The 24,890-nt window shown below is 53.6% G+C and carries 23 protein-coding genes and 1 other annotated feature; of the genes, 6 read left to right on the top strand and 17 right to left on the bottom strand.

Annotation, left to right across the window (positions count from 1 at the left end):
• The 4 genes from thrA to yjjY all read right to left on the bottom strand — a co-directional run bounded on the left by thrA (position 1) and on the right by yjjY (position 4,046).
• Positions 1-2,463, bottom strand: coding sequence for a bifunctional aspartate kinase/homoserine dehydrogenase I (gene thrA, locus BZK41_RS03125; protein WP_079937145.1), 2,463 nt, complete (start codon positions 2,461-2,463; stop codon positions 1-3).
• 23 nt (positions 2,464-2,486) lie between these two features.
• Positions 2,487-2,613, bottom strand: a sequence feature (Thr leader region).
• Complete coding sequence (thrL, locus tag BZK41_RS03130) at positions 2,543-2,608, bottom strand: thr operon leader peptide (protein ID WP_032337689.1); 66 nt, start codon at positions 2,606-2,608, stop codon at positions 2,543-2,545. (Overlaps the previous feature by 66 nt.)
• 206 nt (positions 2,614-2,819) lie before the next feature.
• Entirely contained in the window at positions 2,820-3,506 is a 687-nt protein-coding gene (locus BZK41_RS03135; protein WP_079937146.1) for a tRNA/rRNA methyltransferase, read from the bottom strand.
• 399 nt (positions 3,507-3,905) lie between these two features.
• A complete protein-coding gene (gene yjjY, locus BZK41_RS26830) occupies positions 3,906-4,046 on the bottom strand; it encodes a protein YjjY (protein WP_042998021.1) in 141 nt (46 codons plus the stop codon).
• A 95-nt stretch (positions 4,047-4,141) separates the two neighbouring features.
• Here yjjY and arcA point away from each other — a divergent pair, with 95 nt between their 5' ends.
• Positions 4,142-4,858, top strand: a complete 717-nt coding sequence (gene arcA / locus BZK41_RS03140; RefSeq protein WP_001194359.1) for a two-component system response regulator ArcA — start codon at positions 4,142-4,144, stop codon at positions 4,856-4,858.
• Between the two features lie 59 nt (positions 4,859-4,917).
• Here the strand turns inward: arcA and creD are convergent, their stop codons facing one another.
• The 4 genes from creD to creA are packed head-to-tail and all read right to left on the bottom strand — an operon-like array spanning position 4,918 to position 8,936.
• Positions 4,918-6,279 (bottom strand): cell envelope integrity protein CreD, encoded by a 1,362-nt coding sequence (gene creD / locus BZK41_RS03145; protein WP_079937147.1) that lies wholly within the window; start codon positions 6,277-6,279, stop codon positions 4,918-4,920.
• A gap of 57 nt (positions 6,280-6,336) precedes the next feature.
• Entirely contained in the window at positions 6,337-7,761 is a 1,425-nt protein-coding gene (gene creC / locus BZK41_RS03150; RefSeq protein ID WP_079937148.1) for a two-component system sensor histidine kinase CreC, read from the bottom strand.
• Complete coding sequence (gene creB / locus BZK41_RS03155) at positions 7,761-8,450, bottom strand: two-component system response regulator CreB (RefSeq protein WP_079937149.1); 690 nt, start codon at positions 8,448-8,450, stop codon at positions 7,761-7,763. Before creB ends, creC begins: the two co-directional genes overlap by 1 nt.
• A gap of 12 nt (positions 8,451-8,462) precedes the next feature.
• Positions 8,463-8,936: a protein CreA gene (gene creA / locus BZK41_RS03160; RefSeq protein WP_003018998.1), complete on the bottom strand. Its 474-nt coding sequence runs from the start codon at positions 8,934-8,936 to the stop codon at positions 8,463-8,465.
• Positions 8,937-9,147: 211 nt separating this feature from the next.
• On the opposite strand from creA, the gene robA reads away from it, so the two are divergent.
• Positions 9,148-10,017: an MDR efflux pump AcrAB transcriptional activator RobA gene (gene robA / locus BZK41_RS03165; protein ID WP_079937150.1), complete on the top strand. Its 870-nt coding sequence runs from the start codon at positions 9,148-9,150 to the stop codon at positions 10,015-10,017.
• Here the strand turns inward: robA and gpmB are convergent.
• Positions 10,014-10,661 (bottom strand): 2,3-diphosphoglycerate-dependent phosphoglycerate mutase GpmB, encoded by a 648-nt coding sequence (gene gpmB / locus BZK41_RS03170; RefSeq protein WP_003019006.1) that lies wholly within the window; start codon positions 10,659-10,661, stop codon positions 10,014-10,016. The genes robA and gpmB overlap by 4 nt on opposite strands.
• 71 nt (positions 10,662-10,732) lie before the next feature.
• Between gpmB and yjjX the strand changes: the two genes are divergently transcribed.
• A complete protein-coding gene (gene yjjX / locus BZK41_RS03175) occupies positions 10,733-11,248 on the top strand; it encodes an inosine/xanthosine triphosphatase (protein ID WP_008786139.1) in 516 nt (171 codons plus the stop codon).
• Positions 11,249-11,303: 55 nt separating this feature from the next.
• On the opposite strand, the gene trpR is transcribed toward yjjX, so the two are convergent.
• Together trpR and sltY are read right to left on the bottom strand one after the other, a co-directional pair.
• A complete protein-coding gene (trpR, locus tag BZK41_RS03180; RefSeq protein WP_003837292.1) occupies positions 11,304-11,630 on the bottom strand; it encodes a trp operon repressor in 327 nt (108 codons plus the stop codon).
• Between the two features lie 90 nt (positions 11,631-11,720).
• Positions 11,721-13,658, bottom strand: a complete 1,938-nt coding sequence (gene sltY, locus BZK41_RS03185; RefSeq protein ID WP_079937151.1) for a murein transglycosylase — start codon at positions 13,656-13,658, stop codon at positions 11,721-11,723.
• 207 nt (positions 13,659-13,865) lie between these two features.
• Between sltY and ettA the strand changes: the two genes are divergently transcribed.
• Positions 13,866-15,533, top strand: a complete 1,668-nt coding sequence (gene ettA, locus BZK41_RS03195) for an energy-dependent translational throttle protein EttA (RefSeq protein WP_003829940.1) — start codon at positions 13,866-13,868, stop codon at positions 15,531-15,533.
• Positions 15,534-15,633: 100 nt separating this feature from the next.
• Here the strand turns inward: ettA and nadR are convergent, their stop codons facing one another.
• The 3 genes from nadR to serB all read right to left on the bottom strand — a co-directional run bounded on the left by nadR (position 15,634) and on the right by serB (position 19,434).
• The gene (gene nadR, locus BZK41_RS03200) at positions 15,634-16,917 is read right to left on the bottom strand and encodes a multifunctional transcriptional regulator/nicotinamide-nucleotide adenylyltransferase/ribosylnicotinamide kinase NadR (RefSeq protein WP_172313067.1); all 1,284 of its coding nucleotides are present in this window, start codon (positions 16,915-16,917) and stop codon (positions 15,634-15,636) included.
• A gap of 154 nt (positions 16,918-17,071) precedes the next feature.
• Positions 17,072-18,454, bottom strand: a complete 1,383-nt coding sequence (gene radA / locus BZK41_RS03205; protein WP_003829944.1) for a DNA repair protein RadA — start codon at positions 18,452-18,454, stop codon at positions 17,072-17,074.
• An 11-nt stretch (positions 18,455-18,465) separates the two neighbouring features.
• Complete coding sequence (gene serB / locus BZK41_RS03210) at positions 18,466-19,434, bottom strand: phosphoserine phosphatase (protein WP_079937153.1); 969 nt, start codon at positions 19,432-19,434, stop codon at positions 18,466-18,468.
• A gap of 115 nt (positions 19,435-19,549) precedes the next feature.
• On the opposite strand from serB, the gene BZK41_RS03220 reads away from it, so the two are divergent.
• The gene (locus BZK41_RS03220; RefSeq protein WP_079937154.1) at positions 19,550-20,191 is read left to right on the top strand and encodes a YtjB family periplasmic protein; all 642 of its coding nucleotides are present in this window, start codon (positions 19,550-19,552) and stop codon (positions 20,189-20,191) included.
• 37 nt (positions 20,192-20,228) lie between these two features.
• A complete protein-coding gene (lplA, locus tag BZK41_RS03225; RefSeq protein WP_079937155.1) occupies positions 20,229-21,245 on the top strand; it encodes a lipoate--protein ligase LplA in 1,017 nt (338 codons plus the stop codon).
• A 99-nt stretch (positions 21,246-21,344) separates the two neighbouring features.
• Here the strand turns inward: lplA and deoD are convergent, their stop codons facing one another.
• From deoD to deoA, 3 genes are all read right to left on the bottom strand, one after another.
• Positions 21,345-22,064, bottom strand: coding sequence for a purine-nucleoside phosphorylase (gene deoD, locus BZK41_RS03230; protein WP_000224864.1), 720 nt, complete (start codon positions 22,062-22,064; stop codon positions 21,345-21,347).
• Positions 22,065-22,267: 203 nt separating this feature from the next.
• On the bottom strand, positions 22,268-23,491 hold the full coding sequence (deoB, locus tag BZK41_RS03235) for a phosphopentomutase (protein WP_003019037.1): 1,224 nt from the start codon (positions 23,489-23,491) through the stop codon (positions 22,268-22,270).
• A 51-nt stretch (positions 23,492-23,542) separates the two neighbouring features.
• The gene (deoA, locus tag BZK41_RS03240; protein ID WP_003845626.1) at positions 23,543-24,865 is read right to left on the bottom strand and encodes a thymidine phosphorylase; all 1,323 of its coding nucleotides are present in this window, start codon (positions 24,863-24,865) and stop codon (positions 23,543-23,545) included.
• Between the last annotated feature and the right edge of the window lie 25 nt (positions 24,866-24,890).

Genomic DNA, 24,890 nt, shown 5'->3' on the forward strand with positions numbered 1-24,890 from the left:
TCAGACTCCTAACTTCCATGAAAGGGTGCGTAGCAGGTCGGCAAAGACGCCCGCCGCCGTCACATCGTTACCCGCGCCATATCCGCGCAGAACCAACGGTAACGGCTGATAATAGTGGCTATAAAACGCCAACGCGTTTTCACCGTTTTTCACTTTGAACAGCGGATCATTGCCGTCTACTGCCTCTATTTTCACGCGACAGACGCCGTCCTCTTCAATATTGCCAACATAGCGCAATACTTTCCCCTCATCACGGGCTTTCGCCACGCGCGCGGCAAAGGCGTCATCCAACTGCGACAATTTCGCCATAAACGCGGAAACATCACCGGAATCATCAAACTCTTTTGGCAGAACCGGCTCAATGACAATGTCAGAAAGCTCCAGCTCACGACCGGTTTCACGGGCCAGGATCAGCAGCTTACGAGCCACATCCATACCAGAAAGATCGTCACGCGGATCGGGTTCGGTATAGCCCATCTCACGCGCCAGGGTTGTGGCCTGCGAGAAGCTCATACCTTCATCCAGCTTGCCGAAAATAAACGACAATGAGCCAGAAAGAATGCCTGAGAATCGTTGCAGTTCATCGCCCGCGCTGAGCAGATTTTGCAGGTTTTCAATAACCGGCAAGCCCGCGCCCACGTTGGTGTCGTACAGGAATTTACGACGAGACTTCGCGGCGGCAAAACGCAGTTGATGGTAGTAATCCATCGACGACGTGTTGGCCTTTTTGTTCGGCGTAACCACATGGAAGCCTTCGCGCAAAAAGTCGGCATACTGGTCTGCTACCGCCTGGCTTGACGTACAGTCGACAATCACCGGATTGAGCAGATGGTATTCTTTCACCAGACGAATTAAGCGCCCAAGATTGAAAGGCTCTTTCGCGCTCTCCAGCTCCGACTGCCAGTTTTCCAGATTCAGACCGTGGACGTTGGTCAGCAGGGCCTTCGAGTTCGCCACGCCGCACACGCGCAGATCGATATGCTTCTTTTTGAGCCAGGTTTGCTGACGTTTAAGCTGCTCCAGCAGCGCACCGCCCACGCCGCCTACGCCAATCACAAACACTTCAATCACCTGGTCGGTGTTGAACAGCATTTGATGGGTCACGCGTACGCCGGTGGTCGCGTCATCGTTATTCACCACCACCGAAATAGAACGCTCAGACGAGCCCTGGGCGATCGCTACAATATTGATGTTCGCACGAGCCAGCGCGGCAAAGAACTTCGCCGAGATGCCGCGCAGGGTACGCATACCATCGCCAACGACCGAGATGATGGCCAGACGCTCAGTCACCGCCAGCGGCTCCAGCAGGCCTTCTTTCAGTTCGAGATAGAATTCATCCTGCATGGCGCGTTGCGCACGCGCACAGTCGCCCTGCGGGACGCAGAAGCTGATGCTGTACTCAGAAGAGGATTGGGTGATCAGCACTACCGAGATACCCGCACGCGACATTGCAGCAAAAACGCGCGCCGCCATGCCCACCATGCCTTTCATTCCAGGGCCGGAGACGCTAAACATCGCCATGTTATTAAGGTTAGAAATACCTTTTACCGGCAAATCATCGTCATCACTGCTGGCACCGATCAGCGTACCGGGCGCTTGTGGATTGCCGGTATTTTTAATCAGGCACGGGATCTGGAACTGGGCAATAGGGGTAATGGTGCGCGGGTGCAGCACTTTGGCGCCGAAGTAAGAAAGCTCCATCGCTTCCTGATAAGACATCGACTTCAGCAGTCGGGCGTCGGGTACCTGACGTGGATCGCAGGTATATACACCGTCAACATCGGTCCAGATCTCACAACAATCAGCGCGCAAACAGGCGGCCAGTACAGCGGCAGAGTAGTCAGAACCATTTCGCCCCAGCACCACTAACTCACCTTTTTCATTTCCGGCGGTAAACCCTGCCATCAGAATCATGTGGTCCGCAGGAATACGGCTGGCGGCAATGCGGCGCGTAGATTCGGCAATATCAACAGTAGATTCGAGGTAATGGCCGACTGCCAGCAATTTCTCCACCGGGTCGATGACCGTCACGTTATGCCCGCGTGCTTCCAGCAGGCCGGCCATGATAGCAATCGACATTTTCTCACCACGGCAGATAAGCGCGGCATTGATGCTGTCCGGGCACTGTCCCAGCAGGCTGATGCCGTGCAGGACGTGCTTAATCTGGGCAAATTCTTGTTCAACAAAGGCTTTGAGCTGCGCCAGCGGGAAACCCGGCTGTGCGGCGGCAAGACCCACCAGCAGCTCAGAGAAAATACGTTCGGCGTCGCTGATATTGGCTAAAGCATCCTGACCACCGATGGTCTTCTCAATCATTGCCACCAGATGGTTGGTAATTTTTGCGGGGGCAGAGAGAACGGTCGCGACCTGCCCCTGTCTGGCATTGCTTTCCAGAATATCGGCAACCCGCAGAAAGCGCTCTGCATTTGCCACTGATGTACCGCCGAACTTCAACACTCGCATGGTTTACCTCATTGCCTTTGGTCGAAAAAAAAACCCGCACTGTTTAGGTGCGGGCTTTTTCTTGTGTTTCCTGTACGCGTCAGCCCGCACCGTTACCTGTGGTAATGGTGATGGTTGTGGTAATAGTGATGCTGATGCGTTTCATGATGTTGTGTGCTCTGTAATTATTATCTGTCTGTCTTGTATTCTTTTAGGGTTAAAGTATCTGCTGACCTAAGTCAATAAATTTTTAAATTGATCACATTCCGAAACTTGTTCACGAGCAACTGCTTGCCCTTTTACTTTCAACCAATACAGCATGTCCAGCCCACTTGAACCAAGAACAAAACACTACACAACAAAAACTGTTCAAAATTTTATTTTGTGATGTTTTTTTCAATATCATGTAAAAAACGGTGCAACATTGCCGTGTCTCGCTGCCCCAACAGACCCATTCGCTGTTGCAACCAGTCCGTGAGTTTAATGTCGTCAGAAACGTTCAGCGTGGCTAATAAACGCATAACGCGTTCGCGCAATGCCTGGAGCTGAAGTTCATCCGTCACTTCACTTTTTTTGGCCGGTTGTTGTATTAAACCTGCTAATTGATAGCAATACACCATCACCGCCTGCCCCAAATTGAGTGAAGGATAGTCAGCGACCATCGGTACACCGGTGAGTACATCTGCCAGCGCTAATTCTTCATTGGTCAGCCCCGAATCTTCACGACCAAACACCAGCGCCGCGTGATCCATCCACACTGATTTCTCCTGTAACAGGGGAACCAGTTCGACCGGGGTGGCGTAATAATGGAACTTCGCCCGGCTACGCGCGGTGGTCGCAACGGTAAAATCAACGTCGTGAAGCGCCTCGGCCAACGTTGGAAAAACGTTAATATTATCAATAATGTCGCCCGAACCATGCGCGACCCATCGCGTGGCGGGTTCCAGGTGAGCCTCGCTATCAACGATCCGTAATTGAGTGAATCCCATGGTCTTCATCGCACGGGCAGCCGCACCAATATTTTCCGCTCTGGCAGGGGCAACCAGAATAATTGTTAAACGCATTTCGATACTCTTTTTGGTCAGTCTGCGAGTAATAATGTGACGCACGTCAACATATTACGCAGCGCAAATTTACATTTTTTTAACAGAAGTCACTGAAAAAGGATTTCGCATCCGATAAAAAATGCTAAACTATTTCCAAACTGTACTATTGCTTTTTATGTTAACAAAAGTTGTATATCCCTCTGTTTATCCATGATAATTTATTTTAAAATGGATCGCATTGGTTGGATTCATTACATTTATTAATTAGCTCGTGCAACTAGTTGTAATATTGCAATTTTGTGATGAAAGCAAACATTTGGATACGTTGATTTCATCAAACTGTTAACGTGCTACAATTGAACTTGATATATGTCAACGAAGCGTAGTTTTATTGGGTGTCCGGCATGTCTTAGCCTGTTATGTTGCTGTTAAAATGGTTAGGATGACAGCCGTTTTTGACACTGTCGGGTCCAGAGGGAAACTACCCACGACCAAGCTAATGATGTTGTTGACGTTGATGGAAAGTGCATCAAGAACGCAATTACGTACTTTAGTCATGTTACGCCGATCATGTTAATTTACGGCATGCATCAGGCAGGTCAGGGACTTTTGTACTTCCTGTTTCGATTTAGTTGGCAATTTAGGTAGCAAACATGCAGACCCCGCACATTCTTATCGTTGAAGACGAGTTAGTAACACGCAACACGTTGAAAAGCATTTTCGAAGCAGAAGGCTATGATGTATTCGAAGCGACAGATGGCGCGGAAATGCATCAGATTCTCTCTGAATATGACATCAACCTTGTGATTATGGATATCAATCTGCCTGGGAAAAATGGCCTCCTGTTAGCGCGCGAACTTCGCGAACAAGCTAACGTTGCGCTGATGTTCCTGACGGGCCGTGATAACGAAGTCGATAAAATTCTCGGCCTCGAAATCGGCGCAGACGATTACATCACCAAGCCGTTTAACCCGCGCGAACTGACTATCCGTGCTCGTAACCTGCTGTCCCGTACCATGAACCTGGGTACTGTCAGCGAAGAACGCCGTAGCGTCGAAAGCTACAAGTTCAACGGCTGGGAGCTGGACATCAACAGCCGCTCTCTGATTGGTCCTGACGGCGAGCAGTATAAACTGCCACGCAGCGAATTCCGTGCCATGCTTCACTTCTGTGAGAACCCGGGCAAAATCCAGTCTCGCGCAGAACTGCTGAAAAAAATGACCGGTCGCGAACTGAAGCCGCATGACCGTACCGTTGACGTGACTATCCGCCGCATTCGTAAACATTTCGAATCAACGCCGGATACGCCAGAAATCATCGCCACCATTCACGGTGAAGGCTACCGTTTCTGCGGCGACCTGCAGGATTAATTCAATCCTCACAGGTAAAAAACGGCGCGTTATGCGCCGTTTTTCATTTCACCACCGCCCTATTTCCACAAGCGAAACGCGTCACTCTGTGCAGGCTGAGGCTCCGGAATTTCTGTCGGCTTTGGTTTTGGCTGCGCCAGCGAGTGCCAGTCAAGATGACGCGTCAGGAACATCACGCCACACAACGCGACCAACAGCACGCCGGTTCCCAACAGTAAAGAGCTGTCCTGTGAACGTAGCAGCACCCACATCACGCCATCCAGCGCCAGTAGCGCCACGGTAAACAAAATACTGTTCCGCCAGCTCTGCAATATCGCCTGCAGATACACCCCGTTCATCAACGCGCCTACCAGACTTGCCGTAATCCACGCCGCCGTAAAACCAATATGCTCAGACAATGCCAGTAGCAACAGATAAAACATCACCAGCGATAACCCCACCAGCAGATACTGCATCGGGTGCAGACGTAGGCTGGTCATACTTTCAAGCACGAAGAAAGACATAAAGGTCAGTACAATCAGCAGGATGGCATACTTGGTGGCTCTGTCCGTTAACTGATACTGATCCGCCGGCGTAGCGACAGCGACGCTAAATGCAGGCATTCCCTTCCAGCCAATCTTTTCGCCATCAAAGCGTTCGCCGAGGTTATTCGCGAACCAGCTGCTTTGCCACCGGGCCTTAAATCCTGACTCACTGATTTCACGCTTCGCGGGGAGGAAATCCCCCAGAAAGTTGGGATGCGGCCAATTGCTGGTTAAGGTCATTTCACTGTTACGGCCAACCGGAACAACGGAGAAATCTCCGGTTCCGCTCAAATTCAGCGACAGCGCCATGCTCAGGTTTTGCTCCGCCCAGCTCGCATCGGGTAGCGGAATGTGGATCCCTTGAGCCCCTCCATCCAGTCCCGTCCCTGGCTCAACGGCCAGCGATTCCCCATTGACCTGCAGCGCTTGTACAACACCGATCCCGCGCGCATCCCCCACGCCAACCACGATGAACGGTTTGCCGACGCTGACGTTAGGATGGTTTAAATCACGTAAGCGTTCAGCGTTAAACTCGGCCTTCACCGAGATATCATTGTGCCAGACCTGGCCCTCATAAATACCGATTTTACGCGCTTCAACGTTCTGATTCCCCTCAACCACCAACGACTCCGGCAGCCAGAAATGGATATAACTGCGCTTACGCTGGATCTGTTTGTCGCCTTCCAGCTCGATATACAGTTCCGTCACCGGGACGGCAATCAGCGGCCCGACCATCTTTTGCGGCCCGCTGGTGCTTTGACGGATAGCATCTTCGACTTCATCGCGATAATCCGATCGCTCAACGATTATCTGCCTGACCATCGTCAGCGGAATTAACAGCAGCAGTATTGCGCCACCTAAGGTGACGATTTTCCAAAACAGGGGTGATTTAAACATAGCGTTCTCCTTTGCAATATCAGCAAGGTAGAACAGCTATGTGCGGAGAATTTGAAGCTATGTGAAGTGACGGTGAAGTGTAAACGAGGCCTGTGCGCCGCCCTCTGGTCGGTTAGATAATGTCACCGTACCTTCATGCAGTCGTGCAACTTCACTGACAAACGCCAGCCCCAAACCACTGCTCTTATGTCCATTCTCGCGGGGCAGCGAGTAGAAGCGCTCAAAAATACGCGGCAACGCAAAACCAGGGATCCCGCTACCGCTGTCGGTAACCTGCAATGTGACCTGCTCCTCCTGCTGATGCGCGCTCAACGTAATCGTCCCGCCCTGCGGCGTGAAATCGATAGCGTTGTCGAGCAAGTTCCCCAATGCCTGCTCCAGTAACGCGGGATCGGCAGCGACGCTAAGCGATGAAGGCAGGATGGTCAGCGTGATGTTTTTTGCCACCAGCTGCACGCTACGCGCCTCTTTGAGCTGAGCAAATAGCGTATCTATCTCCACCGCCGTCAACGTAATGTCCTGTCGATTCTCCAGTCGCGCCTGGCGTAACAGCGTTTCGACCAGCGCCTGCATGCGCGCATTTTGCGTCAGAATATTATCGGTAAAGCGCGCCACCACGTTCGGCGGCGGGCCTTCGCGCAGTATCTCTGCCGCGCCGCGAATGGCCGCCAGCGGACTTTTAAGCTCATGCGTTAACGCGTAGACATACTGCTCAATGTAGTTCTTGCCCTCGAGCTTCAGACGCATACTTTCCAGCGCCTGCGCCAGTTTGCGTAACTCGCTGCTGCCTAAATCAGGCAGTGGGACGGGGCGATTCTCGGTAACAGAGTCGGCATAACGCGCCAGCCGGGCAATGGAGCGGTTTATCCACCATACCATTCCGAAGCCAATCACCAGGGCAATGCCCAACAATACGGCGCTGGCCCACAGCATTCGCCGTTCACTGCGTTTAATCACCGGCGCCATCGCCGCATTTGGTTTGCCGACACTGAGCACGCCGATAATACGCCCACCGTCTACGATCGGCGCGGCAACGTACATCACCGAGCTTTCCGGATCGTTCGGGTTCTGCGGCGTACTGCGGGCACCATACTGTCCACGCAGCGTTAACCACACGTCGTTCCAGCGGGAGTAGTCCTGACCGACGGCCTGGTTGGCTGAATCAAACAACACCTTGCCCTGCGCGTCCGTCATGTAGACATGGTATTCATTACGCACTTTGTTAATGCCGCTAATGTTGGCGTTAAATGGGCGGTTATGCAGTTGCGCAAATGCCTGCGCCAGCTTGCCGTTAGCCGGAGAGTCAGAGAGCAGGTCATCACGCGCCAGTGCAGCCAGCAGCGTGGCAGTATCAATCAAAGTCCCTTCGGTCGCCCGACGGACGCCGGGCTTAATTTCCTGCACAAAGATCGACAGAACGAACCAGGCGGCGACGGCAACAATCAGAAAATAGCCGAGCAGCAAACGCATGCCAATGCGCATCAGCAGCTCCTCAGGCTGTATCCCATACCGCGATGTGTGTTGATGGGGGAAAGCTCAGGATTGATAGCCCGCAGCTTGGCGCGCAGCGTTTTGATGTGAGTATCAACCGTTCTGTCAAAGGTATCCTGCGCATCGGCCCAGACTAAATCCATCAGCTGCTGGCGGGAGTAAATACGCCCCGGCGACATCAGCAATGTTTTCAGCAGCAGGAATTCATAGCGCGTCAGGTTCAACGGTATGCCGAACCAGGTAATCTGCGCGGCCAGCTCATTAAGTTCAAAATCCCCACAGCGCGTCGTCAATGAAGGCATGGAAAATTTTTGCACCCGCCGCAGCAGCGTACGCACACGAGCGCACACCTCACGCGGCGAGAAAGGCTTGGCAACATAGTCATCCGCGCCAATTTCCAGCCCCAACAGGCGATCCACTTCATCGCTGCGCGCGGTCAAAAAGAGGATCGGCAACGCCGGGTGGCGTTCCAGTAAACGTCGGCACAGTTCAAAACCGCTGATATCCGGTAGCCCGACATCCAGAATGATGGCATCCGGGCATTGCTGGCGAGATTTCTCCAGCACGGGAAATCCACGCTCAAACGCCTCTACGCTAAATCCTTCCTGTTGCAGCATGTAGATAAGCGTATCAGCGATTCCCTGCTCATCCTCAACCAACCAGATCAACGGCTGTTGCATTGTGCTTCCTAGTTATTGCCGCCACGGCATGATGGGTACCGCGCTAATGGCATTTTTGGGCGATCCATCGACCACTTTATCTGAATAGGCCAGATAGGCCAGCGCATTACGTTTCGCATCGTAAAAACGCACGACCTGTAAAGATTTAAACACCAGCGAGGTACGTTTTTTAAATACCACTTCACCCTGAGCTTTACCGTTCTTGATTCTGTCACTCAGTTCTACCGGCCCCACCTGCTGGCAGGAAATGGCGGCATCGGAGGTATCTTCCGCCAGCCCCAGACCACCTTTGATGCCGCCGGTCTTCGCCCGGCTCACATAGCAGGTAACGTTGGTAACATCCGGATCGTCAAACGCTTCGACCACAATTTTATGATCCGGGCCAAACATTTTGAACACCGTATCGACAGATCCAATCTGCTCCGCATGGGCAACCTGCGCCAACATCAGCAGAATTGAGGAAATGACTAAGCTCTTATATTTCATATTGTTACCATTCTTAAAAGTTACTCTGTGTAATTATTCGACATTCTAAGATAAAACGTATACAGATCACAGGATTACAATAATCACGCTTTCGTATGTCCGAAAAAAGCACTTATGAGCAAAAAAAACACTGAATGCTAAAACAGCAAAAAATGCTATTATCCTCATACCTGATGTCGGGTGCTCGTTGTCGAAAGGATGAGGATATTTTATGGATCAGGCTGGCATTATTCGCGACCTATTAATCTGGCTGGAAGGTCATCTGGATCAGCCTTTGTCGCTTGACAATGTGGCGGCAAAAGCAGGCTATTCCAAGTGGCACCTGCAGAGAATGTTTAAGGACGTGACGGGCCATGCTATTGGCGCCTATATCCGCGCCCGTCGTTTATCGAAATCAGCAGTGGCGCTGCGCCTGACTGCGCGTCCAATTTTGGATATTGCGCTGCAATATCGCTTTGACTCTCAACAAACCTTTACTCGCGCGTTCAAGAAACAGTTTTCCCAAACGCCTGCGCTGTATCGTCGCTCCCCGGAATGGAGTGCGTTTGGTATTCGCCCGCCAATGCGACTGGGTGAATTTGCTATGCCTGCGCACGAGTTTGTCACGCTTGAAGATACGCAACTGCTCGGCACCACACAAAGCTATTCCTGCTCGCTGGAACAGATTTCAGATTTCCGTCATGAAATGCGTATTCAGTTCTGGCGCGACTTCCTTGCTCAGGCTCCTGCGATCCCGCCAGTGCTGTACGGGCTTAACGAAACGCGTCCAAGCATTGAAAAAGATGACGAACAGGAAGTGTTTTACACCACTGCACTGACGCCGGAACAGGCCAATGGTTATGTGCAATCGGCGCAGCCTATCCTGCTACAAGGTGGCGAGTACGTGATGTTTACCTACGAAGGGCTGGGAACCGGTGTGCAAGAGTTTATCCTGACGGTTTACGGCACATGCATGCCGATGCTGAACCTGACGCGCCGTAAAGGACAGGATATCGAGCGATACTACCCGGCAGAAGATGCCAAAGCGGGAGATCGCCCGATCAACCTGCGCTGCGAATTCCTGATTCCGATTCGCCGCTAGCGCTGTAGTTCATCCAACGCAGGGGCGTCCAGATGTGAGATGTCCCCTGCCGTTTCAACCACCCATCCCGGTGCCAGCCATAAGCTTTCCTGGTAATCAACGCGAGAAATAGAACAGTTGCGCAGACGCAAGCGACGTTCAGCCCATGCCGGTAATCCCAGAATCGTACTCACCAGACAACCCAGCGCGATACCGTGACTGACCAGCAGCGGACGACTTCCCGGCGGCAATTCCAGACAGGATGCCAGCGCCGCATTGACGCGATCGCTCAATTCCTGCATCGATTCCCCTTCCGGGATACGTCCATCCACCGTGCCGTTCACCAACTGGCGACGCCAGCCCTCTTCCTCTGGCGTCAGCGTATCGATGTGACGTTTTTCCAGCACACCCATATTTAGCTCGCGCAGACGGGAGTCATAGGTGATATCACAGCCACAGGCCTGGGCGATGATTTCTGCGGTGCGTCGTGTACGACCGAGATCGCTACTGATGACATGCGTAATACCAAACGAGCGGGCGCGTTCACCCACCTGCATGGCTTGTTGTTCACCTTTAGCGGTTAGTGGGCTGTCTGACTGGCCTTGAATACGTCGCTCGGCGTTCCACTGCGTTTCGCCATGGCGAACAAGGTATACCTGTAACATGCTTTTTTTCCGTTATATACTCGTCATACTTTGAGTAGACTCTGCGATGAATTTTCAAACTGAGCTTAATTATGCACAAGGTTATCTCTGCGACCACCAATCCTGCCAAAATTCAGGCAATTCTGCGGGCATTTGAAGAGATTTTCGGGGAAGGATCCTGCCATATTGAACCCGTCGCCGTCGAGAGTGGCGTGCCGGAACAACCTTTCGGAAACCAGGAAACGCGCACTGGCGCACGAAATCGCGTTGATAACGCTCGCCGCCTGCACCCGCAGGCTGATTTCTGGGTCGCCATTGAAGCAGGAATTGACGATGACGCCACCTTTAGTTGGGTGGTGATTGATAACGGCATTCAGCGCGGTGAAGCCCGTTCAGCCACGCTGCCATTGCCTACTGTCATTCTCGACAGAGTCCGTAAAGGTGAAGCACTCGGCCCAGTGATGTCGGACTATACAGGTATTGATGAGATTGGCCGTAAAGAGGGCGCAATCGGCGTCTTTACCGCGGGCAAGCTGACGCGTTCAAGCGTCTATCACCAGGCGGTAATTTTGGCGCTCAGCCCGTTTCATAACGCGGTGTATTTATAGCATTGTGCCGGAAGTTCAATCGTAGGCCGGATAAGGCAAAGCCGCATCCGGCGGATCAATTTTTCCCGAGCAACACCTGCTCCAGCCACTGACGCAGATCCACCGGTGCGGATTTGAGGCTGTTCGACCCTCGCGTAATAGTGGCAATCCCCGCCCCGAGCTCGTTTTTAAGCTCACGCTGGCTCATCTCGCCGCGCAGCAGCTCTTCAATGATACGCACACGCGTACCCAACGCTTCACGCTCATCCGGCGTTAACATCAAATTGAGCAGTGGCAGGTGTAAATCTTGTTCGTAGGCGTGTTTAAGCAGATCGACAAAACGTAACCACTCCTGGTGACGTTGTTCTGCCATCTCTGCTGAATAGGGTGATTGCTGAGTCATAAGATATCGCCATCGTTGCGGGGGGAAGCGCACTTGCCTCCCCCTTTTGTACTCTTTAACGAGTACGATAGCATAACACAATCGATACGATCAGTAACGACGTTGCCATTCTGCGTCGCTCATCAACTCCGGTTTATCGCCCAGGAAATAGCGATAGTACGCATCGTAAGCCAGCACATTCTTCACGTAGCCACGCGTCTCTGAGAACGGAATACTTTCGACAAACGCGACGGCATCAATGCGGCCAGCGCTATTGCCAAGCCAGGTACGAACGCGCCCCGGACCGGCGTTATAGGCTGCCGACGCAAAGATGCGGTTATTGCCGAATTGCTGATACACGTACTGCAAATAGCTGGTTCCGATGTTGATGTTGGTATCAGGATCCAGTAGCTGGCTCGGACTGCTGTAACCTGGAATCGAGAACATTTTTACCGTATGCGTCGCCGTGCCCGGCATAATCTGCATCAGCCCGCTGGCGCCAACCGGTGATTTCACTTTCGGGTTCCAGGCGCTTTCCTGACGCGCTATCGCCATCGCATAGCTTGGCTGAATATCCTTGCCGCTGGTGTAACGGGTAAAAAGATCTTTATAGGCCAACGGGAAGCGCTCTTCCAGATGATCCCACAGCTTACCGGCGATCGTCGCCTGAACGCTCAGATCCCACCAGTGATTATTGAACGCGTAACGCGCCAACTGAGCCTGCTCGGACCTGGTACGGCTGGTGACCAGATTCGCCCATTCACTGCGCGCGGTATTATCCATGTTCCAGTACATCAGCTCGCGCACGCGCGCCATTTCCGGGCCTTGAGTCAGCGCAGAATCAACGTTCTCTGGCGCTTTATCCACTTTCAGCTCGTACTCTTCGCCCAGACGCTGTGCCGCCACCATCGGATAGAAACCACGCTGCTGCATGAGCTGGTGCAGGATCTCTTTGGCTTCCGCATCGCGTCCGCGCTCCAGCAGCAGATCCGCCTGCCAGTAGCGCCACTCGTCTTTTTCTTTTGCTTCCATTGGCAGACGCGCCAGCCAGGTATTCAGGCCACGACGATCGCCAGTTCCCAGCGCCATGCGCACGCGGCGCTCCACAAGCGAAGTGGAATTGGAGCGCATAATCGCATCATCACGCCATTTGGCCTGCTCGTCGGTGACGTCATTGCCCATCAGACGCCAGGCAACAATGTCGCGCAGTTCCTGGGTTTGCTCGTCATTAAGCTGTTGCGCCTGCACCAGGGACGGGATCATCAGGCGGGCGTTTTCCACATCCTGACGCGCCACGCTGGCAAAGGCGACCGCCGCCATCTGTCGGGTGAAATCCGTGGCACCGGTGGTGCGTGCAAAAGTCATCACCGAATTCGGATCGTTGGCCAGCGAGATGATCGCAGAGGCAATGGTTTGGTATTGCGCGGGCATCTGTCCGGCCAGCGCCGTCACGAGACCGGCATTCCCAGCTTTCATCGCCAGACGAATACGCTCCAGATACGCCAGCGGATCCTGAGTGCCTGAGGCGCGCCATACGCCAAACAATTTGTCACAGGCGTTCGGCTGACTTTTCCCGGTCAACCACAGTTCTTTCGCGCCCTGCCAGGCTTCTTCGGTTTGCCCGGTACTCCATTTTGCGAAGTAATAGTTACATTGCGCTTCCGTGGTACCCGGTTTTTCCGGGCTGAAAGCCAGCAGTCCACGCCAGTCTTCGCGGCGCGCCAGTTCATTCACGAAACGCGATTGCAACGTACGCGCCGGGGGCAGCGTCGGGTTGGCGCGCACAAAATTGGTGACAGTAATTGTGGGCTGATTCATCAGGTCGTCAGTGATCTGACGATATTCCAGATACGGGTACAGAGGATAGTTCTTCAGGCCGGGCATCATCTGCTCTACGACATCCATCTGTCGGTTGTCCCAGGCTTGCTTAATTTGCGCATAGCGATTGCGCTGCTCATCCAGGGAATCGGCTCGCGCCACTTGACTGACCGTCAGCAGACATACGCTGGCTGCCAGCAGGCGCCAGGTAAATTGATTGGCTTTGTCCACAAGCTCTTCCTCTTCTCATGTTACGTCTGTGCAGCATCATGCCGCTTAATTAATTCATGCTAACCAGACATTGCAGAATGCGCCACGTCACGGACACTTTTTTACTTTTGTTGCGAGTGAGATCTGCTGGCTGGGATTGGGCAATGAAAAAGGCTACACTTCGCCTTTGAAAACTCTATTCATCACTATAAAAGAGGCGAAGTCCACGTGGCTCAATTCGTTTATACCATGCATCGTGTCGGCAAAGTCGTTCCGCCGAAACGTCATATTCTTAAAAACATCTCACTGAGCTTCTTCCCTGGCGCCAAAATCGGTGTTCTCGGTCTGAACGGTGCGGGTAAATCTACCCTGCTGCGCATCATGGCCGGTATTGATACCGATATCGAAGGTGAAGCTCGCCCACAGCCCGGCATTAAAATCGGTTACCTGCCGCAGGAACCAAAACTGAACCCGGAACATACCGTTCGAGAATCCGTTGAAGAAGCGGTTGCCGAAGTGGTTAGTGCACTGAAAGGTCTGGATGAAGTGTACGCCAAGTACGCCGAGCCGGACGCCGACTTCGATAAACTGGCCGCACAACAGGGCAAGTTTGAAGAAATTATCCAGGCGCACGACGGCCATAACCTGAACGTGCAGCTTGAGCGTGCCGCTGACGCTCTGCGTCTGCCGGACTGGGACGCTAAAATTGAGAATCTTTCCGGTGGTGAACGCCGCCGCGTTGCGCTGTGCCGCCTGCTGCTGGAAAAACCAGACATGCTGCTGCTCGACGAACCGACTAACCACCTGGATGCGGAATCCGTCGCGTGGCTGGAACGCTTCCTGCACGACTTCGAAGGCACCGTGGTGGCGATCACCCACGACCGTTACTTCCTCGACAACGTTGCCGGCTGGATCCTGGAGCTTGACCGCGGCGAAGGTATTCCGTGGGAAGGTAACTACTCTTCCTGGCTTGAGCAAAAAGATCAGCGTCTGGCCCAGGAAGCCTCTCAGGAAGCGGCTCGCCGTAAATCCATTGAGAAAGAGCTGGAGTGGGTGCGTCAGGGCGCTAAAGGCCGTCAGTCTAAGGGTAAAGCCCGTCTGGCACGCTTTGAAGAGCTGAACAACACCGAATACCAGAAACGTAACGAAACCAACGAACTGTTTATTCCACCTGGAGCACGTCTGGGCGATAAAGTCGTTGAAGTCACCAATCTGCGTAAATCCTACGGCGATCGCGTGCTGATTGACGACCTGAGCTTCTCCGTGCCGAAAGGAGCAATTGTCGGCATCATCGGCCCGAACGGCGCGGGTAAATCTACCCTGTTCCGTATGATGTCCGGCCAGGAACAGCCTGACAGCGGCACCATCACGCTGGGTGAAACCGTCAAACTGGCCTCCGTTGACCAGTTCCGTGACGCCATGGACAACAGCAAAACCGTGTGGGAAGAAGTTTCCGGCGGGCTGGATATCATGCGCATTGGCAACACCGAGATGCCAAGCCGTGCCTACGTGGGCCGCTTCAACTTCAAAGGTGTGGATCAGGGCAAACGCGTCGGCGAGCTGTCCGGTGGTGAGCGTGGTCGTCTCCACCTGGCGAAGCTGCTGCAGGTTGGCGGCAACATGCTGCTGCTCGATGAACCAACCAACGACCTGGATATCGAAACCCTGCGCGCGCTGGAAAACGCCCTGCTGGAGTTCCCGGGTTGCGCGATGGTTATCTCGCACGACCGTTGGTTCCTCGACCGTATCGCCACCCACATTCTGGATTACCAGGATGAAGGTAAGGTTGAGTTCTTTGAAGGTAACTTCACCGAATACGAAGAGTACAAGAAACGTACGCTGGGCGCCGATGCGCTGGAGCCGAAACGTATTAAGTACAAGCGTATTTCTAAGTAATTAGCGTTAAGCGCCGGATGGCGGCGTTACGCCTTATCCGGCCTACGAGGTTAGTGCGACTTGTAGGTCGAATAAGCGAAGCGCCATCCGGCATTAAAACCTACCTCTGCTCACCCATCAGCTCTTTCACCAACTCCACACAGCGCAGGAAGCGACCGTCGTAGTCAGGCTCCTTAACGTGCACAAAATTGATATTGTTTTCCTGCAGCATCTCGACCAGCAGCGTCTGAAACGCTTTTCTGTCAACTGAGCTTCCAAGGCTGCGTAAGCCATCCGCCACCCATGGGGTGTTGTTTTCCAGCAGGATCACCAGGTCAAAGCGATACTCGTCAATCAGGGCCTGCACAAACGGATGTTCTCGCCCTTCATACTTTTTACAGAAGGCCTGAGTGGTCACGAAATCGGTGTCGATGAACGCCACTTTATTGGCATACTTAACAGCAAAATCAATGTATTGCGCTTGTCCCAGGGCGATTTTATCGTAGTCAGAATACTGTAACGCCATCTCATCGCCGCCCAAATGGGAGAAGACATAATCACGCCCGTATTCCCACGCACTGGTGGTGTTAAAGATATTGGCAAGCTTGTTCACCAGCGTCGATTTGCCGCTCGACTCCCCGCCGAGGATCGCCACGGTGCGCACGAAAAACGGCTTCACTTCGGTCGGAATATACTCCCAGTAGCGAAACGGGTTTTCACGGATTTGCCCACCGCTAATGCTCATAAACGTCCGCTTGGGATCCACCAGCACGGTTTCGATCCCCAAATGTTCGAGATACTGCGGGGCATCTGATTCTTCAGAGGTGTAGATCCAGTTTGGCTGGATCCCTTTCTCCTGCATAAACGTTTTGATCCCGTTGCTCCACACGTCCCAGCCGTGCGGATACGGCTCCATGCCTTCTTCGTTGAAGGCATGAATACGGATATTTTTCTGATACTTAAAGGTTTGCAGCAGCCAGCGTAGACGATCGGGCACCGTCGGCTGTTGCGACATGGCGCTGTCTTCAAACAGGCTGCGATCGCGCGTATCGTCATAGCCCATGATGATATGCAGTTCATCGACCTGACTACAGGCGCGCTGGATAAGATAGATATGACCGGTATGCAGCGGATAAAACTTACCGAATACCACACCGATATTTTTCTGCTGGCGCGGAAACTCCAGCCCGAGAAAACGGTGCAACGCCTCCAGCTTTTGCGCGCTGGGGCTTTTGATTTTGGCATTCAGCAGTTGGCTTAGGTATCCCTTGGTCATGCCACTGGCATCCGCCACCTGTTGCAGGGTACAACCTTTTTGCTTAATGGCGGTTTTCAGATAATCAAATGACACAAGAGCCTCCTGCTGGAAAAATCGCGTAACACTGCCTGATGGCGCTTCGCTTATCAGGCCTACAGGGTGAAACAAATAATTACCCTATGGATTTCTGTTGGCAGGAAGGCGGCAAGTGAGTGAATCCCGATGAGCTTAGTAAACTAAGTGATTCGGGTAAACGAACGCAGCCAACACACCTGCCGACAGAAAGACGACGGGTAATGAATTATAGGTCGTCAAACACGCTTAACGCATCCGCAAGCTTCTTAACGCCAAAGACCTGCATCCCTTCCGGTACTTTTTTCGGTACGTTAGCGGCGGGAACTATCGCCCGACGAAAGCCGTGTTTCGCCGCTTCCGAAATACGCTCCTGCCCGCTGGGTACCGGACGGATTTCGCCCGCCAGCCCCACTTCGCCAAAGACCACTAAATCCTGAGGCAGCGGTCTGTCACGCAGGCTGGAGACCATTGCCAGCAGCAACGCCAGATCGGCGCTGGTTTCGGTGACTTTTACGCCGCCGACTACGTTAACGAACACGTCCTGATCCGCCATCTGCAAGCCACCGTGACGATGCAGCACCGCCAGTAGAATCGCCAGACGGTTCTGTTCCAGACCGACCGCCACGCGACGCGGGTTCGCCATCATTGAGTGATCGACCAGCGCCTGAATCTCTACCAGCAGCGGACGCGTGCCTTCCCAGACAACCATCACCGAACTGCCGGAGGTGACCTCATCGCCACGACTTAAAAAGATAGCGGAAGGGTTGCTGACTTCACGCAGTCCCTGTTCGGTCATGGCAAAGACGCCCAGTTCATTCACCGCACCAAAGCGGTTTTTATGGCTACGCAGAGTACGGAAACGGGAATCGGCGTCACCGTCGAGCAGTACCGAACAGTCAATACAGTGTTCGAGCACCTTCGGCCCGGCCAGCGAGCCATCTTTGGTGACGTGGCCGACCATGACAATCGCTACACCGCGCGTTTTGGCAAAGCGCGTCAGGTAAGCCGCCGTTTCGCGCACCTGCGCCACGCTGCCCGGCGAAGACTGAATATCCGCCATGTGCATTACCTGAATGGAGTCGATCACCATCAGTTTCGGCTGTTCTTCTTCGGCAATCAGGCAAATTTGTTCGATACTGGTTTCCGACAGCATATTCAGATTCGCTGTCGGCAAGCCAAGCCGGTGCGCGCGCATCGCCACCTGTTGCAGGGACTCTTCGCCGGTGACGTACAGAGTTTTCATCTGCTCAGCGAGCTTACACAGCGTCTGTAGCAGCAGCGTTGATTTCCCCGCGCCGGGGTTACCGCCAATCAGAATAGCGCTGCCGGGTACCACCCCGCCGCCCAGCACGCGGTCAAACTCTTTAAATCCGGTGGAAAAACGTGGCAGTTCCTCAAGGCTGATGTCAGACAGCTTCTGCACTTTTGCCACGCCAGCATTCCCGGCATAGCCGCTGAGCCGCTCGTTACGCGCCACCGTTGGCGACGCGGCAAGACGCACCTCGGTAATGGTGTTCCAGGCCTGACAGGCGCTGCATTGCCCCTGCCAGCGCGGGTAATCGGCCCCGCATTCGTTACAAACAAAGGCGCGTTTAGGAGCTTTTGCCACGTTTTACCTCGTTATTTCTGGTTCATGCTGCCGGAGAGAATGCAGAACACGCCCATCAGGTCAGCGTGACGGATAGTAATCTCCGTCTTTTCATTCACTTTGGGTTTAGCATGATACGCAATGCCCAGCCCGGCCGCTTTGATCATTGGCAGATCGTTGGCACCGTCGCCGATCGCCACCGTCTGTGCCATCGGGATCTCATACTCTTGTGCCAGGCGAGTCAGGGTATTGGCTTTGTACTGCGCATCGACGATATCGCCGATCACATTGCCGGTAAATTTACCGTCCATGATCTCCAGCTCGTTTGCCACAGCCGCCGTCAGGCGCAGTTTATTACGCAGGTAATCGGCAAAGAAGGTAAAGCCGCCAGAGGCAATAGCCACTTTCCAGCCGAGCGTTTCCAGTTTTAACACCAGTTGAGTCAGGCCAGGCATCAGCGGTAACGTTTCGCGCACCTGGTGCAGAATATTGGCATCAGCGCCCTTCAGCGTCGCCACGCGGCTGCGCAGGCTGGCGGTAAAGTCCAGCTCGCCGCGCATTGCGCGTTCTGTGACTTCCGCAACCATCTCGCCGGTTCCGGCCAGTTTAGCGATTTCATCAATGCATTCGATCTGGATTGCCGTCGAGTCCATGTCCATCACCAGCAAACCCGGCGTGCGCAGATGCGGGATTTTGCCTAATGGTGCAACATCCAGTTTGGCGTCATGCGCCAGTTTTGCCGCGCGCGGCGTTAACGAACCCGCCAGGCGAATCACCTGATAATCCTCGACGCACCAGGCTGCAACAATCACCATCGCCGCGCCCAGTTTGCTCTGGTATTGCGTTAAACGTTGTTTATCCAGCCCACGACCGTACAGCAGCCAGCCACTGCGGCCCGCGTGGTAGTCCAGCGGCATGACTTCATCGCCACTTAAAGAGAGAGGCAGACCTGGCCACAGAGAAACATCTTCAGGTAGATCGCACCAGGTTATGTTAGGCATTAAAGCTCCTGTAAAATCGTTCGGGTCGGAATCATCAGGGGAAAATAACGCATGAGGCTACCCTGTAACCAGCGCTTCTGGCAACATTAAGTCTCAAATTTTCAGCAGGTGGAATATGGCTCGCGCAAAACTGAAATTCCGACTTCATCGTGCAGTGATTGTATTGTTCTGTCTTGCGCTGCTCGTCGCCCTGATGCAGGGCGCATCCTGGTTTAGTCAAAGTCACCAGCAGCAGCGTAATCCGCAGCTCGAGGAGCTCGCCCGCACCCTGGCCCGCCAGGTCGCGCTAAATGTTGCTCCGCTGATGCGTACCGAAACACCGGATGAAAAGCGCATCAAAGCCGTACTCACACAGTTGACGGAAAGTAGCCGTATTCTGGACGCTGGCGTGTACGATGAACAAGGAGACCTGATTACGCGCTCCGGCGAAAGCGTCAACGTTCGCGACCGGTTGGCGCTCGACGGCAAAAAAGCCGGGGGTTATTTTAACCAGCAGATTGTCGAACCCATTCAGGGGAAAAATGGTCCGCTGGGCTATTTGCGCCTGACGCTGGATACCCACACGCTCGCCACCGAGGCGAAGCAGGTAGATAACACCACCAACATCTTACGCCTGATGCTGCTGCTGGCGCTAGCGATCGGTGTGGTGCTCACCCGTACGTTATTGCAAGGCAAGCGCACTCGCTGGCAGCAATCCCCTTTCCTGCTGACCGCCAACAAACCGGTGCAGGAAGAAGACAACGAGAAAAAAGAGTAAAAGCAGTAAAAACTGTAAAACAGAAGGGAAATCAACCATGACTACACTACGCCTGCTTATCTCAGACTCTTACGATCCGTGGTTTAACCTCGCGGTCGAAGAGTGCATTTTTCGCCAGATGCCCGCCACGCAGCGCGTCCTGTTCTTGTGGCGTAACGCCGATACGGTGGTGATTGGCCGGGCGCAAAACCCGTGGAAAGAGTGTAATACCCGCCGCATGGAAGAAGACAACGTGCGGCTCGCCCGGCGCAGCAGCGGCGGCGGCGCGGTATTCCATGACCTGGGCAATACCTGCTTTACCTTTATGGCCGGTAAACCGGAGTACGACAAAACCATTTCCACCGCGATTGTCCTCAACGCATTGAATTCTCTGGGCGTTACGGCAGACGCCTCCGGGCGTAACGATCTGGTCGTGAAAACGCCAGACGGCGATCGCAAAGTTTCCGGCTCTGCTTATCGGGAAACGAAAGATCGTGGATTCCACCACGGCACGCTGCTGCTAAATGCCGATCTCAGCCGCCTGGCAAACTATCTCAATCCCGATAAAAAGAAACTTGCCGCCAAAGGCATCACCTCAGTTCGCTCGCGCGTAGCGAATCTAACAGAACTGTTGCCGGGCATCCCCCATGAACAGGTCTGCCAGGCCATCACGAAAGCCTTTTTTGCCCATTATGGCGAGCGTGTCGAAGCGGAAGTGATCTCGCCGGATAAAACCCCGGATCTACCGAACTTCGCCGAAACCTTTGCCCGCCAGAGCAGTTGGGAGTGGAATTTTGGTCAGGCACCTGCCTTCTCGCACCTGCTGGACGAGCGTTTCACATGGGGCGGCGTTGAGCTGCATTTCGACGTCGAAAAAGGGCATATCACGCGTACACAGGTGTTTACCGACAGTCTCAATCCCGCGCCGTTAGAAGCGCTGGCGGGTCGTCTGCAAGGATGCTTGTACCGGGCGGATATGCTGCAACAGGAGTGCGAGGCGCTGCTGGTTGATTTCCCGGAGCAGGAGAAAGAGTTACGTGAGCTGTCGGCATGGATTGCCGGAGCGGTGCGTTAAGCACTGACCTGAAAAATGCCGGATGGCGGCTACGCCTTATCCGGCCTACGAGAAGAATGGTAAGCCCGGCCAGCGCAGCGCCACCGGGCAAAACAACGCTTACTCTTTATCGCCCAGCAGAACGGATTCCAGTGCGATTTTGATCATGTCGTTGAAGGTCGTTTGACGTTCAGCGGCAGTGGTCTGCTCGTGAGTACGGATATGGTCGGACACGGTGCAGATGGTCAGCGCTTTCGCACCAAATTCCGCAGCAACACCGTAGATGCCCGCCGCTTCCATTTCCACGCCCAGCACGCCGTATTTTTCCATCACATCGAACATTTCACCGTCCGGAGAGTAGAACAGGTCAGCGGAGAACAGGTTGCCCACGCGCGCGTCTACGCCCAGCGCTTTTGCTGCATCAACTGCGTTACGCACCATGTCGAAGTCAGCGATAGCAGCGAAATCATGATCTTTAAAACGGATACGGTTAACTTTGGAATCGGTGCATGCACCCATGCCGATAACCACATCACGCAGTTTAACGTCCATACGCACAGCGCCGCAGGAGCCTACGCGAATGATTTTCTTCACGCCGAAATCGGTGATCAGCTCTTTGGTGTAGATGGAGCAGGACGGGATACCCATACCGTGACCCATAACGGAGATCTTACGGCCTTTGTAAGTACCAGTGAAACCTAACATGCCGCGAACGTTATTCACTTCACGAACATCTTCGAGGAAAGTTTCAGCAATATGCTTTGCACGCAGCGGGTCGCCCGGCATCAATACGACGTCAGCGAAATCACCCATTTCTGCATTAATATGTGGAGTTGCCATTTTTTGTCCTTATCTTGTTGTTATTGCCTGATGGCGGCTACGCCTATCAGGCCTACAAAACGTATGCAAAACAGTGAAATACCCTAAGGATTTCGCGTTGCAGGAAGGCGACGAATTCGTGAATCCCCGGGAGCATAGATGAACTATGTGACCGGGGTGAGCGAATGAAGTCAACGCATTTACAGCGCGAAAAACAACGGGTATTACAGCATGTTTTTACCGTAGTCCATCGGTGACGTACCAAAGTAGCTCGCCAGCGTCTGACCGATATCCGCGAAGGTTTCACGGTGGCCCAAAGAACCAGGTTTCACTTTCGGGCCGTAAACCAGTACCGGAATGTGTTCACGGGTGTGGTCAGTGCCAGTCCAGCTCGGGTCACAGCCGTGGTCGGCGGTCAGGATCAGAATGTCATCTTCTCCCACCAGCTCCATCAGCTCAGGCAGACGGCGGTCGAACAGTTCCAGGCCCGCAGCATAACCGGCGATATCGCGACGATGTCCCCAGGAAGAGTCGAAATCAACGAAGTTGGTGAAGACGATGGTCTTATCACCTGCTTCTTTCATCTCTTTGATGGTGGCGTCGAACAGCGCGTCCAGACCGGTGGCTTTCACTTTTTTGGTGATGCCGCAGTTAGCGTAGATATCCGCGATTTTACCGACGGAAACCACATGACCGTCTTTTTCGTCGACCAGTTTCTGCAGCACGGTCGGTGCTGGCGGCTCAACGGCCAGGTCGTGACGGTTACCGGTACGCTGGAAGTTACCGGCTTTATCACCGATAAACGGACGTGCGATAACGCGACCGATGTTGTAACCACCTTCGGTCAGCTCTTCACGTGCGATTTCGCACAACTCGTAGAGTTTATCCAGGCCAAACGTCTCTTCGTGGCAGGCAATCTGGAACACGGAGTCAGCGGAGGTATAGAAAATCGGCTTGCCGGTTTTCATATGCTCTTCACCCAGTTGATCCAGGATCACGGTACCGGAAGAGTGACAGTTGCCGAGGTAGCCCGGCAGGTTGGCACGTTTTACCAGTTTATCCAGCAGTTCCTGCGGGAAGCTGTTTTCATGATCGGAGAAATATCCCCAGTCAAACAGAACCGGGACACCCGCGATTTCCCAGTGGCCAGACGGCGTGTCTTTCCCGGAAGAAAGTTCATGCGCCCATGCGTAGGCACCAATCACTTCAGCGTTACCGTCCATACCAGCAGCAATTTTACCGGTAGAACCTTCGTGAGCTTTCACCAGGCCCAGACGGGTCAGGTTAGGCAGATTCAGTGGACCTTTGCGACCATTGTCAGCTTCACCTTTCGCACAGGCTTCTGCAATGTGTCCCATAGTGTCTGAACCTACGTCGCCAAAGCGATCCGCATCTTCAGTCGCACCAATACCAAAGGAGTCCAGCACCATAATAAATGCACGTTTCATCTTGTTCTCCATACATCTGCGCCGCAAAAAAGCGATCAGATCAGTATACAGTTATTCGGTAATACGACGATAGACTGTCGGTGTAATTTCTGGCGCTTTATCGTCAAGGCTAATTGCCGCTTTGACCGCTTTCGCCGCTTCCTGCCAGCTGGCTTCGTCTTTGGCGTGAATCACCGCCAGCGGGCGTTGTCCGTCTACGCTGTCGCCCAGACGCGCCATGTCGCTAAAGCCAACGCTGTAATCAATGGTGTCCGAAGCCTGACGACGACCGCCGCCCATGGAAACGACAGCCATCCCCAGCGCACGGGTATCCATTGCGCTGACAAAGCCTTCGGTATCAGCATATACCGCTTTGCTGAGCATTGCCGTTGGCAGGTACTTCGCATAATTTTCGACAAAATCGGTCGGGCCTTTCTGCGCCGCAACCATGCGACCAAAAATCTCTGCCGCTTTGCCGTTATCCAGCACCGTCTGCAATTTCGCACGGGCTTCGGCGTCATCTTTCGCCAGATTGCCGGAGATCAGCATTTCCACGCACAGCGCCATGGTGACGTCTAACAGACGTGGATTGCGGTATTCACCGGTCAGGAACTGCACCGCTTCGCGAACTTCGACCGCGTTACCTGCGCTGGAGGCCAGCACCTGGTTCATATCGGTTAACAGCGCGGTGGTACGTACACCCGCACCGTTTGCCACACCAACAATCGCTTCAGCGAGAGCTTCAGAAAGCTCGTAGGTCGGCATAAAGGCGCCGCTGCCCACTTTCACATCCATCACCAGCGCATCCAGCCCTTCCGCCAGTTTTTTCGCCAGAATGGAACCGGTAATCAGCGGGATGGAATCCACCGTCGCGGTAATATCGCGGGTGGCATAAAAACGTTTATCCGCCGGTGCGAGCGAGCTGGTTTGCCCAATAATCGCCACACCCACGTCTTTAATAATTTCACGGAAACGCGCGTCGTCCGGGAAGATGTCAAATCCAGGAATCGCTTCCAGTTTATCGAGCGTACCGCCGGTATGCCCCAGGCCACGCCCGGAGATCATCGGAATATAGCCGCCGCACGCTGCGACCATCGGGCCTAACATCAGTGACGTTACGTCACCCACGCCGCCGGTAGAGTGTTTATCCACAATCGGGCCGTTCAGCTGCAGGCTTTTCCAGTCCAGCACGGTTCCTGAATCACGCATTGCCATGGTCAGCGAAACTCGCTCAGGCATTGTCATATCGTGGAAGAAAATGGTCATCGCCAGGGCGGCGATTTGCCCTTCAGAGATGGTGTTGTCGCGAATACCATTGATAAAGAAACGAATTTCTTCATCGCTCAGCGCATGACCATCACGTTTTTTACGAATAATTTCTTGTGCGAGAAACACGGTAACCCCCAGGGGAAAAGAGTAG

The sequence above is a fragment of the Citrobacter sp. A316 genome (assembly GCF_002042945.1).
GTDB classification, from domain to species: domain Bacteria; phylum Pseudomonadota; class Gammaproteobacteria; order Enterobacterales; family Enterobacteriaceae; genus Citrobacter; species Citrobacter portucalensis.

Bases quoted from the DNA above. Each gene is read 5' to 3' on its own strand.
- thrA (WP_079937145.1), bottom strand. From the start codon at position 2,463: ATGCGAGTGTTGAAGTTCGGCGGTACATCAGTGGCAAATGCAGAGCGC.
- BZK41_RS03135 (WP_079937146.1), bottom strand. From the start codon at position 3,506: ATGCGTTTAACAATTATTCTGGTTGCCCCTGCCAGAGCGGAAAATATT.
- yjjY (WP_042998021.1), bottom strand. From the start codon at position 4,046: ATGACTAAAGTACGTAATTGCGTTCTTGATGCACTTTCCATCAACGTC.
- arcA (WP_001194359.1), top strand. From the start codon at position 4,142: ATGCAGACCCCGCACATTCTTATCGTTGAAGACGAGTTAGTAACACGC.
- creD (WP_079937147.1), bottom strand. From the start codon at position 6,279: ATGTTTAAATCACCCCTGTTTTGGAAAATCGTCACCTTAGGTGGCGCA.
- creC (WP_079937148.1), bottom strand. From the start codon at position 7,761: ATGCGCATTGGCATGCGTTTGCTGCTCGGCTATTTTCTGATTGTTGCC.
- creB (WP_079937149.1), bottom strand. From the start codon at position 8,450: ATGCAACAGCCGTTGATCTGGTTGGTTGAGGATGAGCAGGGAATCGCT.
- creA (WP_003018998.1), bottom strand. From the start codon at position 8,936: ATGAAATATAAGAGCTTAGTCATTTCCTCAATTCTGCTGATGTTGGCG.
- robA (WP_079937150.1), top strand. From the start codon at position 9,148: ATGGATCAGGCTGGCATTATTCGCGACCTATTAATCTGGCTGGAAGGT.
- gpmB (WP_003019006.1), bottom strand. From the start codon at position 10,661: ATGTTACAGGTATACCTTGTTCGCCATGGCGAAACGCAGTGGAACGCC.
- yjjX (WP_008786139.1), top strand. From the start codon at position 10,733: ATGCACAAGGTTATCTCTGCGACCACCAATCCTGCCAAAATTCAGGCA.
- trpR (WP_003837292.1), bottom strand. From the start codon at position 11,630: ATGACTCAGCAATCACCCTATTCAGCAGAGATGGCAGAACAACGTCAC.
- serB (WP_079937153.1), bottom strand. From the start codon at position 19,434: ATGCCTAACATAACCTGGTGCGATCTACCTGAAGATGTTTCTCTGTGG.
- BZK41_RS03220 (WP_079937154.1), top strand. From the start codon at position 19,550: ATGGCTCGCGCAAAACTGAAATTCCGACTTCATCGTGCAGTGATTGTA.
- lplA (WP_079937155.1), top strand. From the start codon at position 20,229: ATGACTACACTACGCCTGCTTATCTCAGACTCTTACGATCCGTGGTTT.
- deoD (WP_000224864.1), bottom strand. From the start codon at position 22,064: ATGGCAACTCCACATATTAATGCAGAAATGGGTGATTTCGCTGACGTC.
- deoB (WP_003019037.1), bottom strand. From the start codon at position 23,491: ATGAAACGTGCATTTATTATGGTGCTGGACTCCTTTGGTATTGGTGCG.